Annotated in this window: 20 protein-coding genes and 1 pseudogene; 10 read left to right on the plus strand and 11 right to left on the minus strand. The window is 35.2% G+C overall.

What is annotated here, in order from left to right; all coding sequences use genetic code 11:
- The 6 genes and pseudogenes from ACP5O9_RS07465 to ACP5O9_RS07490 all read right to left on the minus strand — a co-directional run.
- Positions 1-1883 (minus strand): annotated as a pseudogene (locus ACP5O9_RS07465) (pilus assembly protein PilY); the annotation flags it as partial.
- 5 nt (positions 1884-1888) lie between these two features.
- Positions 1889-2182 (minus strand): hypothetical protein, encoded by a 294-nt coding sequence (locus ACP5O9_RS07470; protein ID WP_353686729.1) that lies wholly within the window; start codon positions 2180-2182, stop codon positions 1889-1891.
- Between the two features lie 155 nt (positions 2183-2337).
- Positions 2338-3231 carry a hypothetical protein gene (locus ACP5O9_RS07475; protein ID WP_428723753.1) on the minus strand — a complete coding sequence of 298 codons (894 nt, stop codon included), beginning with the start codon at positions 3229-3231 and terminating at the stop codon, positions 2338-2340.
- Between the two features lie 4 nt (positions 3232-3235).
- Complete coding sequence (locus ACP5O9_RS07480; protein WP_428723754.1) at positions 3236-3895, minus strand: response regulator transcription factor; 660 nt, start codon at positions 3893-3895, stop codon at positions 3236-3238.
- 77 nt (positions 3896-3972) lie between these two features.
- On the minus strand, positions 3973-5595 hold the full coding sequence (gene groL, locus ACP5O9_RS07485) for a chaperonin GroEL (RefSeq protein ID WP_353686732.1): 1623 nt from the start codon (positions 5593-5595) through the stop codon (positions 3973-3975).
- A gap of 17 nt (positions 5596-5612) precedes the next feature.
- Complete coding sequence (locus tag ACP5O9_RS07490; protein ID WP_353684277.1) at positions 5613-5879, minus strand: co-chaperone GroES; 267 nt, start codon at positions 5877-5879, stop codon at positions 5613-5615.
- A 408-nt stretch (positions 5880-6287) separates the two neighbouring features.
- Between ACP5O9_RS07490 and ACP5O9_RS07495 the strand changes: the two genes are divergently transcribed.
- Genes ACP5O9_RS07495 through ACP5O9_RS07510 form a run of 4 tightly spaced genes read left to right on the plus strand, consistent with a single transcriptional unit; the run spans position 6288 to position 10657 of the window.
- Positions 6288-7985, plus strand: a complete 1698-nt coding sequence (locus ACP5O9_RS07495) for an ABC1 kinase family protein (RefSeq protein ID WP_424905109.1) — start codon at positions 6288-6290, stop codon at positions 7983-7985.
- A gap of 49 nt (positions 7986-8034) precedes the next feature.
- On the plus strand, positions 8035-8706 hold the full coding sequence (locus ACP5O9_RS07500; RefSeq protein ID WP_428723755.1) for a lytic transglycosylase domain-containing protein: 672 nt from the start codon (positions 8035-8037) through the stop codon (positions 8704-8706).
- Positions 8691-9602 carry a quinolinate synthase NadA gene (gene nadA / locus ACP5O9_RS07505; RefSeq protein ID WP_428723756.1) on the plus strand — a complete coding sequence of 304 codons (912 nt, stop codon included), beginning with the start codon at positions 8691-8693 and terminating at the stop codon, positions 9600-9602. The genes ACP5O9_RS07500 and nadA overlap by 16 nt, the downstream gene beginning before the upstream one ends.
- The gene (locus tag ACP5O9_RS07510) at positions 9602-10657 is read left to right on the plus strand and encodes a class I SAM-dependent methyltransferase (RefSeq protein WP_353686736.1); all 1056 of its coding nucleotides are present in this window, start codon (positions 9602-9604) and stop codon (positions 10655-10657) included. The genes nadA and ACP5O9_RS07510 overlap by 1 nt, the downstream gene beginning before the upstream one ends.
- On the opposite strand, the gene ACP5O9_RS07515 is transcribed toward ACP5O9_RS07510, so the two are convergent.
- The 4 genes from ACP5O9_RS07515 to hpt are packed head-to-tail and all read right to left on the minus strand — an operon-like array spanning position 10637 to position 13984.
- The gene (locus ACP5O9_RS07515) at positions 10637-11797 is read right to left on the minus strand and encodes an acyl-CoA dehydrogenase family protein (protein WP_424905112.1); all 1161 of its coding nucleotides are present in this window, start codon (positions 11795-11797) and stop codon (positions 10637-10639) included. The genes ACP5O9_RS07510 and ACP5O9_RS07515 overlap by 21 nt on opposite strands.
- 12 nt (positions 11798-11809) lie before the next feature.
- Positions 11810-13117, minus strand: coding sequence for a TldD/PmbA family protein (locus ACP5O9_RS07520; protein ID WP_424905113.1), 1308 nt, complete (start codon positions 13115-13117; stop codon positions 11810-11812).
- Positions 13092-13460 carry a 6-carboxytetrahydropterin synthase QueD gene (gene queD / locus ACP5O9_RS07525; RefSeq protein ID WP_428723757.1) on the minus strand — a complete coding sequence of 123 codons (369 nt, stop codon included), beginning with the start codon at positions 13458-13460 and terminating at the stop codon, positions 13092-13094. The genes ACP5O9_RS07520 and queD overlap by 26 nt, the downstream gene beginning before the upstream one ends.
- The gene (hpt, locus tag ACP5O9_RS07530; RefSeq protein WP_353686740.1) at positions 13460-13984 is read right to left on the minus strand and encodes a hypoxanthine phosphoribosyltransferase; all 525 of its coding nucleotides are present in this window, start codon (positions 13982-13984) and stop codon (positions 13460-13462) included. Before hpt ends, queD begins: the two co-directional genes overlap by 1 nt.
- A gap of 208 nt (positions 13985-14192) precedes the next feature.
- Between hpt and ACP5O9_RS07535 the strand changes: the two genes are divergently transcribed.
- The 6 genes from ACP5O9_RS07535 to ndk all read left to right on the plus strand — a co-directional run bounded on the left by ACP5O9_RS07535 (position 14193) and on the right by ndk (position 19048).
- Positions 14193-14741 (plus strand): DUF996 domain-containing protein, encoded by a 549-nt coding sequence (locus ACP5O9_RS07535; RefSeq protein WP_353686741.1) that lies wholly within the window; start codon positions 14193-14195, stop codon positions 14739-14741.
- 88 nt (positions 14742-14829) lie between these two features.
- Entirely contained in the window at positions 14830-15612 is a 783-nt protein-coding gene (locus ACP5O9_RS07540) for an electron transfer flavoprotein subunit beta/FixA family protein (RefSeq protein ID WP_424905115.1), read from the plus strand.
- A complete protein-coding gene (locus ACP5O9_RS07545; RefSeq protein ID WP_353686743.1) occupies positions 15603-16784 on the plus strand; it encodes an electron transfer flavoprotein subunit alpha in 1182 nt (393 codons plus the stop codon). The genes ACP5O9_RS07540 and ACP5O9_RS07545 overlap by 10 nt, the downstream gene beginning before the upstream one ends.
- Positions 16781-17698, plus strand: coding sequence for an ACP S-malonyltransferase (gene fabD, locus ACP5O9_RS07550; protein WP_353686744.1), 918 nt, complete (start codon positions 16781-16783; stop codon positions 17696-17698). The genes ACP5O9_RS07545 and fabD overlap by 4 nt, the downstream gene beginning before the upstream one ends.
- Entirely contained in the window at positions 17695-18633 is a 939-nt protein-coding gene (gene mdh / locus ACP5O9_RS07555) for a malate dehydrogenase (RefSeq protein ID WP_353686745.1), read from the plus strand. The genes fabD and mdh overlap by 4 nt, the downstream gene beginning before the upstream one ends.
- Position 18634: 1 nt before the next feature.
- Entirely contained in the window at positions 18635-19048 is a 414-nt protein-coding gene (gene ndk / locus ACP5O9_RS07560; protein WP_424905117.1) for a nucleoside-diphosphate kinase, read from the plus strand.
- Here ndk and ACP5O9_RS07565 read toward each other — a convergent pair.
- On the minus strand, positions 19034-19615 hold the full coding sequence (locus tag ACP5O9_RS07565; protein ID WP_424905118.1) for an NUDIX hydrolase: 582 nt from the start codon (positions 19613-19615) through the stop codon (positions 19034-19036). The genes ndk and ACP5O9_RS07565 overlap by 15 nt on opposite strands.
- Positions 19616-19711: the final 96 nt, after the last annotated feature.

Genomic DNA, 19711 nt, shown 5'->3' on the forward strand with positions numbered 1-19711 from the left:
TCTTTGTTGTATTTTATTGTTCTTACTGATGCGGAGTTTTGTGCAAGCTGGCATCCACTGTCAAAAACTGCTTTAACCTGATTTAAGTCTTTAATATCTTCAAGTTGACATGCATTGTCTCCACTGTCAGTATCACCTACAAGAACCGCTATTTTTGTCTCGTCTTGAACTTTGATAAACTGAATAATTTTATCCCAGGCATTTTGTGCCATATCAAGAATTTTATTTACCACACTGTCTTCTCTTAAATTCTGTTTTAGGTCAACCCAGAAACTACGTAAAAATCCAAGCCAGCTTAGTTCTGTTCCATCATCTCTCTGATATTTTGGATAAAAATATGGCTGAATAACAAGACTTGATATTCCTGTCCTTGAAGCAAGGGTTGCCACAGTAGAACCAGAGGAAGCTCGTCTGAGTATGTCAAATAAAGCATTTTTTATTGCCTCTTTTATCTCAATTGCATTAGAAGCTGAATAAAAAGTATCAGGCTTGCCGTCTCCATCTTTATCCCAGTCAGAAGAAGATGGTGGAAGATTTGCACATGAGCTTCCTCTACCGCAGTTAGAATCATCACAACAATCATCAATTGGTCCACAGTATGATTTAGGATAATCACTAAGACCGTCAGGCCATTGTTTGCTTCTATTAAAGGAGCCATACATGGCAACCTGTTTCAGTGATTTTTCTCCTGTTCCTCCAAGCCAGAGTCCTATGCCATAAATTGCCTCAACATAGGAAAAAATGTTTGTTTTTGAATTAGTGAATCCCTTTTTGTGAAGCCAATAAGCAGGAACAACAGGATCTGCTGAATTACGCTCATATCCTGTGTTTATACTGCATGTTCTTGTCACCGGCTTTCCACCATAATTCCACTGTCCATCAGTAAGAAGTATTACAAAGTTTTTAGCACATGCTACAAGCTTGAGCTCGCTTCCCTCACATACTCCATTATTATTTTCATCAAAACATTGATACATTGGATTACGCCACTTATCTCCTGCACCTTGTTGGGGAGTAAAACCTCCATATTCAGGCGTATTCTGTGCAAAGTAGTTATATGCATCCCACAAAGCTGGAGCAGTAGGAGTTGAACCAGATGGGGATTCATAGTTTATTGCAGCAATTAAATTTTTATATGGATTAACACTGTCAAAATTAGAACTTCCAGTAAAATCTCCAATGTATACTTTATTACTTCTTACACCTGTGTCACTATAAAACATTACTCCCAATCTTGGTTGCAAACTTAAATTTCTAAATTGAAAGGTTAGACTATCCGTTATCCTTTGCCATGGAACTTTTACTCTTTGTCCTGATTCTGATTTAAGAACACATCCATAACTATCACAGCTAAGCTGGGCAGAAGGCTGTCCGTAAAGTTCAGGATCACATCTTTTTGGATCATTTGATGTGCATGAATCAAGGCGTCCTCCTGTTATTGCCCATCTTACAAGGTCAACCCTTTTCATATAGAGGAAATTAAGACAAGCACCTTGATATTTTTTAGATGTACTTATATCATTAGACCTGTTAGGACATGTAGAAGCAGTTCCTGTTGTTTCTTGCCAATAACCCGTCGAAGAATTATATTGATAAATTTTATCCGGGCTAAAGTATCCCTCTTCATTTCCATTGTATGTCCATCCACATCCTGATGAGTTGAGACAGCATTCTCTTTTAGAAGCGTTTGGATTATAAGCACACCATGACATTGAACCACTTACATCTATTACAAATAGAACATTCGGAGAAGCACTTTGAGCTATTGATGGAGGACTATAACAGTAATTTCCCATATCAATTGAAGTTGACTGTACAGCTGGATTATCCTTAATTAGCAAACAAATCAGAAATAAAAAGACAAATAAAAAAAGCTTTCTCATATAAATCACCTTAAAAGAGGAGTTGTTATTCTATGAATTTTATGCTTATTGCAATCGGATGAATCAATTCCAAAATAAATCACTTTGTTAATAAGTAAATCCTTTGGAAGCCCTTTTTCAGTTAAAAATTCCCTCAGACCTGCACAGGAAGAACTTAAAACTTCAATTTTTATTTTACCAGTATCAGGTTCATATTGTATAACTTTTCCAGCAAGAAAAAGCTCATCAACAGAATTGCCGATAACTGGAACGACAATTATTGATAAAACTATTAAAATGGCAATAAAAGAGCCTCTCACTTTTAACCTCTATTTTTTTCTTATTTACATTATAGTTAGATGAATTAATAAAAATCGTGAAAGTTATGTGAAAGTTTTAAGAATTGCATAGGTGTATTTTTTCTTTTCTAAGACTGCCTCAGCCATAGTTTAATCTAAATTGAAATTGTTATTTGTCAATTAAAAATCAATACCGCTATAAAATGTTCACCCTTTGCCCTGTATTTCAGTTGAAGTTTGTTACTTCTACAAAGATATTCTGCGATCTGTAAGCCCAGTCCAGAGCCTTTGACAATCTCTGTGAAATCGTTTCTAATAGCAACAGCATTCCTGAAAATTTTTATGTGAATTTTGCTATGAGCATATCTAAAGGCATTGTCAAGTAATAAAAAGACTATGGTTTCCATTGCTTCTAAATTGTTATAAACATTAACTTCTTTCTTACTAAAAAAGATTTTTTTATCAGATGCAAATTTTGAATTTACATTTTTAATTAATTCTGTCAGATTAATTTTTTGTCTTGATCTGGCAGTTTTTGGCAGTTTTTTGATCGTCTCCATTGTTTTTTTTAACTCAGCACCAATAATATTACAGCTTGTTTGCATTCTTTCAAGAACTCTGCTTTCTGGCTTTAATCTTAATATTTCTATGTTTGTATTCAGAGTTGAGAGAAAATTACCGATTTTGTGTGACAAAACAAAAAAGAGAAATCTCAGAAATTCTTCTTCTTCCTGTTCTTTCCTGCTTATTATATTCAGAATTTTATAGAACAAATAGCTTAAAACCAGAATAAGTAAAACTTCCCATATCAATATGGTCTTAGAAAATCTCTGGAATCTATCAGTGATATAACTTTCTTCAAAAAACAATTCATTTTCATATGCTTTTATGTAATAAGGAAGCTGATAGTTTTTATTTTGTTTTAAGATTTCTCTATATAAAGAAAGGATTTCTTCTTCATATTTATGTTGCTGTTCTTTGAAAAAATTTATTGTTATGAAGTTTATAACAGAAAAAATAAGCACCACTGATATGGCAAAAGTGAGAAATATTTTTACTTGAAAATTCAATACCTTAATTCTCCTTTATATTGTCTAACCTGTATCCTCTTCCTTTGTATGTTTTAATACTGTCATGAGGCAGAATTTTTCTCAGCTCCTTAATGTAAGCTCTTACAACTTCATCTCCCACTGCTTTTCCACCCCAGACATAGTTTAGAATTGTTTCAGAGCTAACTATTTCTCCCTTTCTTTTTATCAATAGAGTTAATAAATCCCACGCTGTTTTTGAAAGTTTTATTTCTCTGTTATTTTTCCAAATTGTTTTTGCATCAATATTGATCGTAACATCTCCAATATTTAAAATACTTTCTATTTGAACTCTTTTGCTTAATGCCCTGACTCTCAGTAATAGCTCTTTTGGTTCAAAAGGCTTTGAGAGATAATCATCGGCTCCTCTTAAAAAGCATTCTTCTTTGCTTGAAAGCTCGGTTTTGGCTGTAAGAATTAAAATCGGCGTATTTATTTTATTGCCTCTAATAAATGTTATTAAATCTTCTCCATGGGAAAATTTTAACATAAGATCAAGGACAATCACATCAAATTCATAAACTTTAAGAAGATTTGGGAGTTTTCTCTCATCGTGAATCCATACTGTTTCGATGTTATGAAGTTTGAAATACTCCTGTATGCTTTCACCAAGAGCTTTGTCGTCTTCAATGAGAAGAATTTTCATCAATTGAATATTACATTAAATCAGAAGGTTTTTCAAGAAGATAAGGAGCAGACATTGTGTCTGCTCCTTTATTGGAATTAATACATATCAGGGGAAGGCATTGGAGGTTTCTTTTCTTCTTCTGGAATTTCAGATACTAAAACTTCAGTTGTAAGCATCAATCCTGCAACAGAAGCAGCATTCTGAAGAGCAGTTCTTGTAACTTTTGTAGGATCAATAATGCCTGCTTCCATCATGTCAACAAACTTTTCCTGATATGCGTCATATCCAAAATTGATGTTGCTGTTTTCTTTAACTTTTTCAACGATTAGGGTGGCCTCAACTCCTGCATTTGCTATAATCTGTTTTATTGGTTCTTCAAGGGCTTTTTTAACAATCTCTATACCAAGTTGCTGATCATGATTGTCAGCTTTTAAATTCTCAAGAGCTTTCTGACATCTTAGCAGTGCTACTCCACCGCCAGGAACAATTCCTTCTTCAACAGCAGCCCTTGTTGCATTCAAAGCATCCTCTACTCTTGCTTTCTTTTCTTTCATTTCAGCCTCAGTTGCTGCACCAACATTGATTCTTGCCACTCCACCTGCAAGTTTTGCAAGGCGTTCCTGAAGTTTTTCACGATCATAATCAGATGTTGTTTCCTCAATCTGAACTTTTATCTGTTTAATTCTTGCCTGAATCTTCTGAGGATCTCCTGCTCCTTCAACAATTGTGGTGTTGTCTTTGTCAACAATGATTTTCTTTGCTCTTCCGAGGTCATCAATCTTTACATTTTCAAGCTTAATTCCAAGATCCTCTGAAATTACTGTTCCGCCGGTAAGAATGGCAATATCCTCAAGCATTGCCTTTCTTCTCTCTCCAAATCCAGGTGCTTTTACTGCACAAACCTGAAGCACTCCTCTTAGCTTGTTTACAACCAATGTGGCAAGAGCTTCACCTTCAACATCTTCTGCAATAATTAAAAGGGGTTTGCCCATTCTTGCAATCTGCTCAAGAATTGGAAGGAGGTCCTTCATGCCTGAAATTTTCTTATCATGAATTAAAATAAAGGCATCCTCAAGAACACATTCAAGACGCTCAGGATCAGTTATAAAATATGGTGAGATATATCCACGGTCAAACTGCATTCCCTCAACTATGTCAAGAGTTGTTGCCATTCCTTTTGCTTCTTCAACAGTAATAACACCATCTTTCCCAACCTTGTCCATTGCCTCAGCAATAAGTTCACCAATTGAAGCATCATTATTAGCAGAAATTGTTCCTACCTGTGCTATCTCTTTTTTATCTGCAACAGGCTTTGAAATCTTTTTAAGTTCCTCAACAACTGCTTCAACAGCTTTATCAATTCCCCTCTTTAGATCCATTGAATTAGCACCAGCTGATACATATTTAAGACCTTCTTTGTAAATTGCATAGGCTAATACAGTTGCTGTGGTTGTTCCATCACCGGCAACATCAGAAGTTTTTGATGCAACTTCTCTTACAAGCTGTGCACCCATGTTTTCAAAGGGATCTTTAAGGTCTATTTCTTTAGCAACTGTAACTCCATCTTTTGTTACATTGGGAGAACCAAATTTTCTCTCAATTACTACATTTCTTCCCCTTGGTCCTAATGTTGCCTTGACGGCATCTGTAAGAATTGTAACGCCTTTAAGAATTGCTTGTCTTGCTGAATCACCAAATATTAACTGCTTTGCTGCCATATCATCCCCTCCTTTTTTTATTTTTCTACTATTCCAAGAATTTCTTCTTCTTTAATAATTAAATACTCTACATCGTCAATTTTGATTTTTGAACCAGCATATTTGTCAAACAGAACTGTATCACCTACTTTTACCTCTTTTACCTCTGAACCAACTTCAATCACCGTGCCTTTCTGAGGTTTTTCTTTTGCCACATCCGGCACATAGATTCCTCCAGGTGTTTTTTCAAGCTCTTCAGATGAAAACTTTACAACTACTCTGTCTTTAAGTGGCTTAATCTTCATATCCTCCCTCCTTTTTATTTTATTGATGAATTATTAGCAACTAACTTTATCGAGTGCTAATATAACCTGAAATTGAGATTCCAGGCAAGGTTAAATAAAACAATTTATAGCCAGTTTTTAACTATTTTTATACAATATTTTTGTTTTTTGTCATTTTTTACTGTCTTTCTTTAAAATACTTTCAATCCTAATTTGAGATAGACAAGCCCTGTTTCGTTTATTTAGAGATTCCTTGTATCCTGCGAATGTGCTCGAAGTGACTGTTTACTTGTTAAGAGGAATCTTGACATTTTCCCTGTCTGTAGTTTCTATCTAAAAATGTAGCTATCACGCAAGAAATGATTTTATATCGGCAAATTCAGTAAAATCATTTCAATGGCATCTGCTGTGTTATAATAGTTTCAATAAATGAATTTCTTTAGAATAAAAAAAACCTATTATTCAGCAAAAAGGCTTCAGGAAATAATTAATGTCTTTATAAAACATGGATTCGGGCAGATAATTGATCAGATTCATCTGGGGAGATTTATAGCTTTAAAGAAAAGAATAAGAAGTTTCGGAAGATGGCCATCCTATAAAGTCCCGAGTCTTGCTGAAAGACTGAGAATTGCCTTTGAGGAGCTTGGTCCTACTTTTATAAAACTTGGCCAACTTCTTTCATCACGACCAGACATTGTAAGCATTGCCTATGCAAAGGAATTTAAGAAACTTCAGGATAGGGTTCCTCCATTTGAAACAGAAAAAGTTTACGAAATCATTGAAAAAGAACTTGGAGTGAGCATTGAAAAAATTTTTGATAGCATTAATCCTGAGCCTCTTGGTTCTGCTTCAATTGCTCAGGTTCATGAAGCAGTACTAAAGGATGGTAAAGAGGTCATTGTAAAGGTGCGACGGCCAGGGATAAAACAACAGATTATGCTTGACCTTATAATACTTAACAGTCTTGCAAAACTTATTGAAAAACATGTTCCTGAAAGTAAAATTTTTGATCCTGTCGGAATTGTTGATGAGTTTTCGCGATCTATTACAAAGGAGCTTGATTTCAGAAGGGAAGCAAGAAATGCTATGATTTTCAGGGAAAATTTTAAAGATGACCCAGATGTTTATATTCCCTATGTCTTCAGAGAGTTTACTACAGAAAAAGTTCTTGTTATGGAAAAAGTTGAAGGATTAAGAATTGATGATGTAGATGCAATTAAAGAAAAAGGATTTGATATTGAAGCTCTTTTAAAAAAGCTAATTGAGATGTATTTTAAACAGATTTTTGATCACGGATTTTTCCACGGTGACCCACATCCTGGTAATATTCTTGTAACAGAAAACTTTCAGATAGCTCTTGTGGACTTTGGTATAGTTCAAAGAATTGATGAAAAATTCAAAGAAGCTTATGCAAATGTAGCACTGGCAATAATAAATCAGAACACTGACAAATTAATAACAGAGTATCTCAAACTCGGTATTATTCCTGAAGAGATTGATAAAGAAAAACTTAAAGAAGAACTCAAGGAAGATATAGAAGAACTACTTTTCCCAATTTATACCTACAGAATTGAGGAGATTAAAATATCAGAACTTATTGAATCAATCATGAAAGTAGCATTAAAGCACAGATTGAGATTTCTTCCTGAACTCTTATTGATTGACAAGGTTTTAATAATGCTTGAAGGATTGACAAGACAGCTTTGTCCAAAAATATCTATTATTGAATTACTGAAGCCCTATGCAAAAAAAATCATATCTAAGAGACTGCATCCAGAGTTTTATCTGAACAAAACTCTTAAAGGACTGAATGAATTTAAAGAGGCAGCTTTAAATATTCCTTTTCAATTGAAAACTCTTCTCAGGAAGGCAGTTAAAGATGAGATAACTGTTCGCATGTATCATGTTAATCTTCCTGAATTTATCAAAGATATTGATAAAGCAAGCAATAAAATTGCCTTTGCTCTTATTGTAAGTGCTATGATACTAAGTTCAGCAATAATGCATGCAACTGAGGTAAAACCTTTAATATATGGAATTTCTCTTTTTGGGCTTATTACAGGTGTTTTTGCATTTTTTCTTGGTTTGTGGTTGATCATATCAATAATCAGATCAGGGAAATTGTAATGCAGGAAGTTGTTTTGCTGTTAGAAGAATTTTTTTGATATAATTTAACATGTTTATACTTTTGCAAATAGTGGTATTTTTAATATTTGTAACCTGTAATGCCTTTGCTGATAGAATTTGTGTCAAGATAATTGATGGTGAAAGAGTCTATACAAATATATGTGAGAACAAAATATCTTTGAAAAAATCATACAAAATCAAAAAATTTTCTTCATCAAACACAGTTTCAGCAATATCAAGACAGGAGCTTGAAAAGATTGTTGAGGAAAGATCAAGATTTTACGGAGTAGACCCAAGATTAATAAAAGAGATGATAAGGGAGGAAAGCGGCTGGAATCTCTATGCAGTTTCACCAAAGGGTGCAATGGGAGTAATGCAGCTTATGCCAGGTACAGCAATTCTTATGGGTGTAAAAGATCCCTTTGATCCTGTGCAAAATATAGATGGTGGAATAAGATATATGAAATATCTTATTGAAAAATTTAATGGGAATTTTCAACTTGCCCTTGCTGCCTATAATGCTGGACCCGGTCTTGTTGAAACTCTTGGAAGAATTCCAAATATTGCAGAAACAAAGAACTATGTAAGAAGAATATCTTTAAGATATTCTGGAAGTTCTTCCCGGTATAACATTAAAAGACCAATTAAAGCTGTTGTGCTTTCTGATGGAACTGTTATATACACAAACAGGGAGGATCTTTACATATGGACAACACAATAATAGAAGAAATAAAAAGACTAAAAAAACAGAGGAATGCCATAATTCTTGCCCATAATTATCAGCGGGAGGAGATACAGGATATTGCCGATTTTGTTGGAGATTCTCTTGAATTAAGCAGACAGGCAGTTCAGGTTCAATGTGATGTTATTGTTTTCTGCGGAGTTCATTTTATGGCTGAAACTGCTGCAATACTTAATCCTGATAAAACAGTTCTGCTTCCTGAAATTGAGGCTGGATGTCCTATGGCAGATACAGTAGATGTCAAAGAACTCAAAGAATGGATAAAAAAATATCCTTCATCACCTGTTATTTCTTATGTTAATACTACTGCTGAGGTCAAAGCATTAAGTTACGCATGCTGCACCTCTGCCAATGCTCCTCAGATTGTAAAAGCAGTTCCATTTGACTCAATTATCTTTGTTCCTGATAAAAACCTGGCAGACTGGGTAAAAAAACAGGTTCCATATAAGGAAATTATTGCATGGAATGGATTCTGTCCAACTCATCACATGATAAAAAAGGAAGATGTGATTCGTACTAAAAAAGTTCATCCAGATGCTCTGGTAGTTGTTCATCCTGAATGCCGTCCTGAAGTTATTGAACTTGCAGATCATGTTGCCTCTACCAGTGGAATGGTAAGGTTTGCAAAAGCCTCACAGGCTAAAGAATTTATAATTGGCACAGAAATTGGACTTCTTTACAGGCTAAAAAAAGAAAATCCTGGGAAGAATTTTTATCCTCTTAAAAGCACAATGATATGCCCAAATATGAAACGCACAACTCTTGAGAGCGTTCTTTTAGCACTAAAAGAAAATCAATATGTAATTAAAGTTCCTGAAGACATAAGAATAAAAGCCTATGAAGCAGTTCAGAGAATGTTCACTCTTGTGTCTTGATGCTTAAGAAAATAATCATTGAAAAGATAAAAAAATGCGGTGCCATTTCCTTTGAAGATTTTATGGAAATGGCTCTTTATTTCCCGGAGCTTGGTTACTACACAAGAGCTGATATAAAAATTGGAAGGCAGGGAGATTTTTTTACAGCTTCTCATCTTAGTTCAGTATTTGGTTTTTTATTGAGTAAAGAGGTAGAAAATGTTTATCAAAATCTTAATTGTCCTCAGGATTTTACAGTGACTGAAATAGGTCCTGGAATGGGATATCTTGCAAAAGACATTCTTGATGAAATCTCAATTCCTCTCAAATACAATCTCGTAGAAATAAATCCATCGCTAAAAGATTTACAGCAGCAAAATCTTAAACAACACTCTGATAAAACTCAATGGGTAAACTCAATTGAAGATTTAGAACCGTTTACTGGAGTATTTATATGTAACGAAGTTTTTGATGCTTTACCTGTAAGATGTTTTGAGATATCTGAATCAGAAGAGATTATGGAGGTTTATGTAGATTTTAAAGATTATGAATTAATTGAAGTTCTTTTGCCCTGCAGGAAAAATACTTTGCAGTATATTGAAGAGTTTGCTCCATGGGTTTTGAAAATAAAAGGATATCGTTCAGAAGTAAATTTAAAAATGAAATCATTGATTGAGATTCTCAGTAAAAAATTAAAAAAGGGATTTGTTTTGATTATTGACTATGGCTATAATTGTCAAGAATACTATCATCCTGAAAGAAAAAAAGGAACTCTGCTTTGTTATTATAAGCATTCAATTACTGAAAATCCCTATATAAACATTGGTAACCAGGACATAACAGCCCATGTAAATTTTACAGCATTAGAAAAATGGGCAAAGCAGGCAGGATTTAAGGTTGAGGGACATCTCTCTCAAAGCAAATTTTTTCTTTCCCTTTGTGATGAAGCAGTTTTAAGGGAGATTTATCAAAAAAATTTAATACAACATTTTAAGAGGCTTGTGCTCCCCCAGGGAATGGGGGAGTCACATAGAGTGATGATTTTATCAAAAAATTTAGATTCCCATTTTCGTTAACTCTTTTATAATTGCCTGTCCTATAACATTTCTCTGAATCTGATTTGTTCCCTCATATATTTGAAGAATCTTTGCATCACGCATCATCTTTTCAACTGGATAATCCTTCATATATCCTGAGCCACCCATAACCTGAACAGCATCAACTGTCACTTTCATAGCCACATCTGTTGCAAAGGTCTTTGCCATAGCAGAAGCCTTTGTAATATCCTTTGCTCCACTGTCAATGTATCTTGCAACGGAATAAACAAGGGCTCTTGCAGCTTCAATCTGAATTGCCATGTCTGCAAGCATGTGTTGCACTGCCTGAAAACTTATAACAGGCTGACCGAATTGTATTCTCTGCTTAGCAAACTTTGCAGCTTCTTCAAAAGCACCCTGAGCAACTCCAACTCCCTGTGCTCCAACTCCAACACGGCTCTGGTCAAGTGTTTTCATGGCAACAATAAATCCCATACCTTCTTTTCCGAGAAGATTTTCCTTTGGAATTCTGCAATCTTCAAATATTAACTCTCTTGTTGCCGATGCTCTTATTCCCATTTTATTTTCTTTTTTGCCGAAACTAAATCCAGGAGTTCCTTTTTCAACGATAAATGCTGATGCACCTCTTGGACCTTTAGCTTTATCAGTTAAAGCAATGACTGTATAAATTTCTGCTTCTCCACCGTTTGTTATCCATTGTTTTCTGCCATTGAGAATGTAGTAATCTCCATCCTTTGTAGCAGTTGTCTGAATTCCTCCTGCATCGCTTCCAGCATTTGGTTCTGTAAGTGCAAAAGCAACAAGGCGCTTGCCATCTGCTATGTCTGGTAAGTATTTTTTCTTTTGTTCTTCAGTTCCAAAAAGAAGAATTGGATAAGTTCCAAGAGCATTAGCAGCATAGGTAGTTGAAACTCCGAGACAGACTCTTGAGAGCTCTTCGACAACAAGACATAGTTCAAGGCTTCCTGTGCCAAGACCACCATATTCTTGTGGAATAAATACCCTGAACATATCTGCCTGCGCAAGAGTATTCATAATTTCCCATGGGAATTCACCTGTTTCATCAAGTTCTGCTCTTACAGGTTTAACATGCTCCTCTGCAATCTGCCTTGCCAGGTCTTTTATCATTCTTTGTTCTTCAGTTAAAAAGTAATCCACCTCTGACCTCCTTTAACCTGATATATCTGCACCCTCAATAAGAAGGGTTGGAGACCCGATATTTCCAAAGAATTTTAAATCATTTCCTGCTGCCTTAATATTCTTGAAAAGCTCCTGAATATTACCGGAGTATACTGCCTCCTTTACAGGATATTTTAATTCTCCATTTTCTATGTAAATTCCAGAAATGCCAACAGAAAAATCTCCACTAACAGGATTTGCTGTATGCATGCCCATAACCTCCAAAATGTAGATTCCTCTGTCAACCTGTTTTATTAAATCCTCTACAGAGGTTGCTACTGTTTCAATATAAAGGTTCGTTGGTCCTACTGATACTCCTCTGTCTGTTCTTACAGCATTTCCTGTAGATGATGTTCCTGCACGCTGGGCTGTATATGTATTGTGCAAAAGTGATACTAAAACACCATTTTTCACTATAAATTTTTCTGTGGTGGGAACACCTTCACCATCAAAGGGTGATGAACCAAATCTTTCAGGAAGCAATCCATTGTCAATAATGTTCAATTTTTCATTTATAACCATCTGTCCGAGTTTTTCTGTGAATAAAGACCTGCCAATTTGATAGTTTTCTGCAGAGAGAGAATGACTTATAAGTTCAAGAAATTCAGAAGCAACAAAGGGCTCTAAAACTGCAAACCCTTTAAAAGATTTAATTTTTTTTGGATTAAGAAGCATCAAAGCTTTTTTCCCTGCTTCACAGGCAACTTCTTCAAACTTAATGTTTTTTAAAAATCTTTCTGTCCTGTAAGACCATCCCATCTGTGAGTCATGCTCCTCAGCAATGGCTATGATATGTGCTGTAACAGCAGTAAAAGGCTCATAAACAGAGAGTCCTTTTGAATTTATTATGCCCTTTTCCTCAATCGTAATATTTATCTCTGCGTTTCTGAGTTTTTTAATTTTTCTATCAAAAAAAGCGGATTTTTGCATGTCTATCAGTATCTGAGGCAGGTTTTCTTTTATGGTTATTAATTCTTCGTCAAAGACTCGTAGTTTTTTTATTTGTTGGGGTTCTGGAAGAGTTAAGAATTCGTCTGGTTCAGATATTCTGGCAATTTCAGTTGCCTGCTGCAATGCCTCTGGAATTTTATCCAATGTAGTGCAACTTGACATTCCAGCTTTTTTATCTTTTATTATTCTTATTGAGAAAAACTCCTTAATGGCATTCTTTTTTTTATCAACATCTAAATCCTTACCTTCCGCTGAATAAATCTTTTTTCTTAAAAAATAAATTTCCCAATCAGCATTAATGTGAGGAAGTTTATTTAAAATTTCATTCAAAATATGTTGCTGAGGCATAATCGGACTCCCATACAGTAACACTGTAAAGTTTCACAGGAACTTGGCTTAATTTATCCTTCAAAGACATGTATATCCATCTTGCTATATTTTCACTTGAGGGATTTATCTCAGTAAATGGAGAAATCTGATTTATAAATGAATGGTCAAGCCTGGAGATTATCTCTTCAGTGATTCCTTTTAATTCTTTAAAATCAATAGCAATACCGATTTCATTGAGATTTTCAGCAATTACCTCTACTTCAACCTTCCAGTTGTGTCCGTGAATATTCTCACATTTTCCTTTGTAACCTCTTAGCTGATGAGCAGCATCAAATCCTGTAATGATCTTTAATTTGTACATTATTTGATTTCTTTCTTAAATACTGTTATATAAGGAAGATTTCTGAACATCTCCTGATAATCAAGCCCGTAACCAACAACAAATTTATTAGGAATTTTAAAGCCAATGTAGTCCACAGGAACATCAACAATTCTTCTTTCTGTTTTATCTAAGAAAACGCATATTTTTAAGGAAGATGGATTCATTGAAAGAATTTTTTCTCTTATGGTTTTTAAAGAAAATCCTGTATCAATAATATCATCAACGAGAAGTATATCTTTCCCCTGAATCTCTTCTTTTGGAAAATAATAGATTTTTACTTCACCAGATGATTTATCTTTTATATAACTGGATGCAATAATGAAATCCACCTTTAGAGGTGTTTGAATATATCGTATTAGATCTGAAAAAAACATGAATGAACCTTTTAAAATACCTATTACAACTAAGTCTTTATTGGCATAGTCTAAGGAAATTTTATATGCGAGTTCTTTAACTTTTTTTTGAATCTGCTCTTCTGTAATAAGCGGTGTTCCTATAAACATAGTTAAACATTATAACAAAAAATAAATATTTTTAGAAAGAATTTGAATCTTTCTGACAATTACCGATAGAAAACTCACTTTCGTTTCTCAGAGATTTTTTGACAGCTCTTGCTCTTTAAAGTCGTTCAATCCAGCTTAATCCTCATGGCAATCTTATATAAAATAAAAAAATCGTGTATAATGTATAAAAATTTATGAGGAGGAAAAAATGGCACAGGTAGGTAATGAAAAAATTTTAGGAGGGCTCGGGTCTATTTTTATTATTTTGGGTTTTATACCCTGGATAGGCTGGTTATTAGGTATAGCGGGGATTGTTTTGTTGTTTATTGCCATCAATAAACTGGCTCAGATTTTTTCAGATAAGAATATCTTTAATAAGTTTTTAACTGGGTTCTTGATTAGCACAGCAGGAATACTCCTTGCATTTATCTTTGGAATGTTTTCAATGATACCTTTAATGATGGGCAATTTTTATCACGGCATGAACCATATTCCTACAGGTGGATTAATTTTTTTCTTCCTTATTTTTTATGCTTTAAATATTACTGGAATGTATTTTTATCGCCAATGTTTTAATCTTTTACATCAATACACTCAGATAAATCTTTTCAGTCTCGCAGGCATTTTCATGTTCTGGGGTGCTGTTGGAATTATACTTTTTGGTTTAGGTGCTATTGCAATCTTTGTAGGATGGATACTGCTTGCAATAGCTTTTTTCAGTCTTCCAGAGCATTATGAAGGAAAAAATACTGTATAAATTTGAAAGAGATTTTAATTGTAAAGTATAATTTTAATTTAAGTCTCATGCAAAGTTTTCTCTATAAAAAAACTTGCTGGAGGAGCTAATGAGAATTATTGTCTGCATTAAGCAGGTTCCAGATGTTACAGAAGTAAAAATTGATCCAAAAACAAACACTCTTATAAGAGAGGGTGTTCCAAGCATCATGAATCCCTATGATTTGCATGCTGTTGAAGCTGCACTGCAGATTAAAGAGGTTACATCTGGAAAAGTTACAGCTGTTACGATGGGACCACCTCAAGCTGAAGAGGTGCTTAGAGAAGCAATATCAATGGGTGTTGATGACGCAGTTTTACTTACAGACAGACGCTTTGCAGGAGCAGATACATGGGCAACTGCTTATACCCTTTCTAAGGCAGCAAAAAAAATCGGTTTTGATTTGATAATCTGTGGAAAACAGGCAATTGATGGTGATACTGCTCAGGTTGGACCAGAAATGGCAGAGTTTCTTGAGATTCCCCATGTTGCATATGTAAGGAAAATTGAAAAAATTGACTCCCAAGAAATGATTGTTGAAAGACTTATGGATGATTGTTATGAAAAAATATGGATTTGCTTGCCTGCATTGATTACAGTGGTAAAAGAATTAAACAATCCCCGTCCACCTTCAATAAGGGGCAAAATGATGGCTAAAAAAGCAGTAATTCCAAGATGGAATGCTGATGACATTGAAGCGGAACAAGACAGAATTGGACTTAAAGGTTCTCCAACAATGGTTAAAAACATATTTGCACCTCCACCAAGAGGTGAAAGAAGAATTCTTGAAGGCACACCTGACGAACAGGTTAACATACTTCTTAAAGAACTGAGGAGGTTGGGATGCTTATAAGAATTGATATAGATAAATGCACAGGCTGTGGAACCTGTGTAAATGTATGTCCCTTTGGAGCAATTGAATTGAGAAATTTTAAAGCATTTATAACAGAAGCATGCACTCTTTGTGGTGCCTGTATAGATTCATGTCCAGAATCTGCAATAATTGATGAAAGACAAAGAGAAGAAATAAAACAGGAAGATTTTAAAGGGATATGGATATTTGCAGAGCAATCACAGGGCAGAATTGCCTCTGTAGCATATGAATTGCTTGGAATCGGAAGAAAACTTGCAGATGAACTCCAAACAGAGCTTTCTGCAGTCGTATTTGGACAGTCCAAAGAAATAGAAGAACTTATTAAATGGGGGGCTGATAAAGTTTACTATATCGATGATTCTGAGTACTCTAATCTGGATGATGAATTATACGCCAAAACTCTTGTAAAATTAATAAATCAGCATAAACCTGAAATACTTCTTGCAGGAGCAACAGCCATAGGTCGCTCTTTTATTCCAAGAGTTGCAGCAAGACTGAGGGTCGGACTTACAGCAGACTGCACAGGTCTTGAAATTGACAAAGAAACAGGAAATCTTCTTCAGATTCGTCCTGCATTTGGTGGAAATATAATGGCAACAATTGTTTCTCCAACAAGCAGACCTCAGATTGCTACTGTAAGACCTCGAGTAATGAAAAGAGGTGAATACAATCCAGACAAAAAAGGTGAAATAATAAAAGTTGAAGCTCTTGAGCCAACAGGCAGGGTTAAAATTCTTGAAAGAGTTAAAGATACATCTTTGTGCAAGGTAAATCTTCAGGATGCAAAGGTTATTGTTTCAGGTGGCAGAGGAATTGGTGGACCTGAAGGCTTTAAAATGCTCTGGGAGCTTGCAAATCTTCTTGGTGGAACAGTTGGAGCTTCCCGTGCAGCAGTTGATGAAGGCTGGATTCCCTATGCTCATCAGGTTGGACAAACTGGAAAAACAGTCTGTCCAAAGCTTTATATAGCCTGTGGGATCTCTGGAGCTGTTCAACATCTTGTAGGAATGCAATCCAGCGATATAATTGTTGCAATAAACAAAGACCCCAATGCACCAATATTTAATGTGGCAACCTATGGAATTGTTGGTGATGTAAAAGAGATAGTGCCTTTAATGATAAGAAAACTTAAAGAAGGAGTCTCCGAATGATAGCCTTTGTTTTTCCCGGACAGGGTTCACAGTATGTTGGAATGGGTAAGGATTTATTAGAAGTTGCAGGAGATTTATTTAAATTAGCCGGTGAAATTCTTGGTTTTGACCTTGCAAAGCTATGTATTGAAGGACCTCAGGAAGAACTCAACAAAACAGAAAACACCCAGCCAGCCATACTCACTGTATCTTATGCTTTGCTGAGAGAGGTTTTAGCTTCAGGAATATCACCTGTTTTTGTGGCAGGACATTCACTTGGAGAATACACAGCTGCAGTTTGTGGAGGTGTTTTCTCCTTTGAAGATGCTGTGAAAATTACAAGAAAAAGAGGCGAGCTTATGCAAAAAGCTCAGCCAGAGGGCGTTGGTAGCATGGCTGCTGTTTTAGGGCTTGATGAAAATATTCTTAAACAAATCTGTGAAAGCATTACAGATTTTTATGTTGACCTGGCAAATTTAAACTGTCCTGGACAGATTGTAATCTCAGGACACACAGAGGGAGTTAAAAAAGCCTCTGAGCTTGCAAAACAAAAGGGAGCTAAAAAGGTTGTGCCGCTTCAGGTAAGTATTCCATCTCATTGCATGCTTATGAAAGATGTGGCTCAGGAGTTTGAAAAGTATTTGAAAAAATTTAGTTTTAATAATTCAAAATTTCCAATTGTAAACAATGTTTCTGCAGAGGCAACTGAAGATGCTGAGGCTGTGCAGAATGCTCTTGTAAAACAGCTTTACAGCCCTGTCAGATGGCAGGATTGTGTAAAATACATGATTTCAAAGGGAGTAAATACATTCATAGAGATTGGTCCTGGAAAAGTTCTTTCCGGACTTATAAAGAGAATTGATCCGACAGTTAAAACTTACAATGTAGAGAGTTTGAACGATTTAAAGAGTGTTAAAAAGGAGGATTTAAAATGAGAAAAAAACTCGGAATTGTAGGCGCAGGAAATGTGGGCGCAACTCTTGCTTTATTTGCTGCGAACAGTGGATTATGTGATGTACTGCTTTACGATATTGTTGAGGGAATGCCTCAGGGCAAAGCGCTTGATATTCTCCAGAATACCGCTGTATTGGGCATAAAAGCATATATTACAGGAACAAACAATCTTGATGATCTTGCAGGCTCTGATATTGTAGTAATTACAGCCGGACTGGCAAGAAAACCCGGAATGAGGAGAAAAGACCTTCTCATGGCAAACGCTGAAATTGTTGGAGGAATTGTAAATAAACTTGCACCGATCTGTCCTCAGGCAATATACATAGTTGTTACAAATCCAATGGATGTAATGGCTTATGTAACCCTTGCAATCTCAGGTGTGCAAAGACAGAGGGTTCTTGGCATGGGAGGAATTCTCGATTCAGCGAGATTTAAAACATTCATTTCAATGGAACTTGGAGTTTCACCGAGAGACATAGAAACAATTGTGCTTGGTGGGCATGGACTTTACATGGTTCCTCTTGTAAGATTTACAACTGTAAAAGGTATTCCTCTTTCAAAATGGCTTTCACAGGACAGAATTTCCTCTCTTGTCCAAAGAACTCGTGAAGGTGGTGCTGAAATTGTCTCTCTTCTTAAAACAGGCTCTGCCTATTATGCTCCTGCTCAATCAACCTTTGAGATGGTAAAGGCGATAATTCTTGATGAAAAAAGACTGTTGCCATGCTCTGTTTATCTTGACGGAGAATATGGTGCAAAGGATGTATTTAATGGAGTGCCGGTTGTGCTTGGTAAACAGGGATTGGAAAAAATAATTGAGTTTGAACTTACAGAAGAAGAAAAATCAGCGTTTGCAAACTCTACAGAGGAAGTAAGCAATATGATAAAAATTCTCAAAGAGGAGGGTAAGATATAAAATGGAAAAAACTCTTGTTATCATTAAACCAGATGCTGTAAAGAAAAATCTCATTGGAGAGATAATTTCAAGATTTGAGAAACAGGGACTGAGGGTTGCTGCATTGAAAAAAATCAAGATGACAAAAGATGAAGCAAAAGGTTTTTACATTGTTCACAAGGACAGACCTTTTTATGAATCTCTAACTGATTTTATGTCTGAAGGACCTATTGTTGTGATGGTTTTAGAGGGTAAGGATGCAATAGCAAAGGTAAGAAAGATTATGGGAGCAACAAATCCTACTCAAGCAGAAGAAGGCACAATAAGAAGAGACTTTGCTGAAAACATAGAAAGAAATGCAGTGCATGGTTCTGACTCCCCTCAATCAGCAGCCTATGAAATTCAATATTTTTTCTCAGCGTTAGAAATTCTTTAAGAAATTCGGGTCTCCTGATAAATAGGGAGGCCCCAGCTCATTCAAGAAATAATTAAAGCAGAGAGGCATAAATGCATAATTTGAAATAAATCTAAAAAATTCATGTTTAAAGTTATCACTAAAAAAGCCGGATTTTAGAGAATTCTGGATTTTTTCAATACTCCAGAATGCAACCTCTTCAATTTCATTTTTGTTAAAATCAAAAGGTCCTTCATGAATTGTCCAGTATGTATAAACAAGCTCACTCTCATATTCATTTGAATGAATATATGTGTAAAGAAACCTGAGATTTTCAGGAACAACTCCAAGTTCTTCAAGCATTTCTCTTTTTGCTGCAGTTAAAATATTTTCTCCAGGCTTTATGTGCCCTCCAACCGAAGTATCCCACTTACTCGGTGCAACATCTTTATGAGATGCTCTTTTTTGAAGAAGTAACTCACCTTTTAAATTAAAAACCAGAACATGAACAACTTTATGAAGCATTGATGGGTTACCGTGAATAAGACTTCTTGGAGCTATTGATATGACTCTACCATCCTTATCAACGATTTCAAGAAACTCTTCCATTATGCCCCTTTTCCATCAGAGTTTAAATATTTTACCTATTATTTGAATATTTTTCAATACATCGAATTGCCTCTGTGGTACTATATTGAAATGTCA

It is taken from the genome of Thermodesulfovibrio sp. (genome assembly GCF_049969575.1).
Taxonomy (GTDB): Bacteria; Nitrospirota; Thermodesulfovibrionia; order Thermodesulfovibrionales; family Thermodesulfovibrionaceae; genus Thermodesulfovibrio; species Thermodesulfovibrio obliviosus.

What these genes read in the sequence shown, in the direction of transcription:
- ACP5O9_RS07480 (WP_428723754.1), bottom strand. Translation starts at nt 3,895, where the DNA reads ATGAAAATTCTTCTCATTGAAGACGACAAAGCTCTTGGTGAAAGCATA.
- groL (WP_353686732.1), bottom strand. Translation starts at nt 5,595, where the DNA reads ATGGCAGCAAAGCAGTTAATATTTGGTGATTCAGCAAGACAAGCAATT.
- ACP5O9_RS07490 (WP_353684277.1), bottom strand. Translation starts at nt 5,879, where the DNA reads ATGAAGATTAAGCCACTTAAAGACAGAGTAGTTGTAAAGTTTTCATCT.
- ACP5O9_RS07495 (WP_424905109.1), top strand. Translation starts at nt 6,288, where the DNA reads ATGAATTTCTTTAGAATAAAAAAAACCTATTATTCAGCAAAAAGGCTT.
- ACP5O9_RS07500 (WP_428723755.1), top strand. Translation starts at nt 8,035, where the DNA reads ATGTTTATACTTTTGCAAATAGTGGTATTTTTAATATTTGTAACCTGT.
- nadA (WP_428723756.1), top strand. Translation starts at nt 8,691, where the DNA reads ATGGACAACACAATAATAGAAGAAATAAAAAGACTAAAAAAACAGAGG.
- ACP5O9_RS07510 (WP_353686736.1), top strand. Translation starts at nt 9,602, where the DNA reads ATGCTTAAGAAAATAATCATTGAAAAGATAAAAAAATGCGGTGCCATT.
- ACP5O9_RS07520 (WP_424905113.1), bottom strand. Translation starts at nt 13,117, where the DNA reads ATGCCTCAGCAACATATTTTGAATGAAATTTTAAATAAACTTCCTCAC.
- queD (WP_428723757.1), bottom strand. Translation starts at nt 13,460, where the DNA reads ATGTACAAATTAAAGATCATTACAGGATTTGATGCTGCTCATCAGCTA.
- hpt (WP_353686740.1), bottom strand. Translation starts at nt 13,984, where the DNA reads ATGTTTATAGGAACACCGCTTATTACAGAAGAGCAGATTCAAAAAAAA.
- ACP5O9_RS07535 (WP_353686741.1), top strand. Translation starts at nt 14,193, where the DNA reads ATGGCACAGGTAGGTAATGAAAAAATTTTAGGAGGGCTCGGGTCTATT.
- ACP5O9_RS07540 (WP_424905115.1), top strand. Translation starts at nt 14,830, where the DNA reads ATGAGAATTATTGTCTGCATTAAGCAGGTTCCAGATGTTACAGAAGTA.
- ACP5O9_RS07545 (WP_353686743.1), top strand. Translation starts at nt 15,603, where the DNA reads ATGCTTATAAGAATTGATATAGATAAATGCACAGGCTGTGGAACCTGT.
- fabD (WP_353686744.1), top strand. Translation starts at nt 16,781, where the DNA reads ATGATAGCCTTTGTTTTTCCCGGACAGGGTTCACAGTATGTTGGAATG.
- mdh (WP_353686745.1), top strand. Translation starts at nt 17,695, where the DNA reads ATGAGAAAAAAACTCGGAATTGTAGGCGCAGGAAATGTGGGCGCAACT.
- ndk (WP_424905117.1), top strand. Translation starts at nt 18,635, where the DNA reads ATGGAAAAAACTCTTGTTATCATTAAACCAGATGCTGTAAAGAAAAAT.
- ACP5O9_RS07565 (WP_424905118.1), bottom strand. Translation starts at nt 19,615, where the DNA reads ATGGAAGAGTTTCTTGAAATCGTTGATAAGGATGGTAGAGTCATATCA.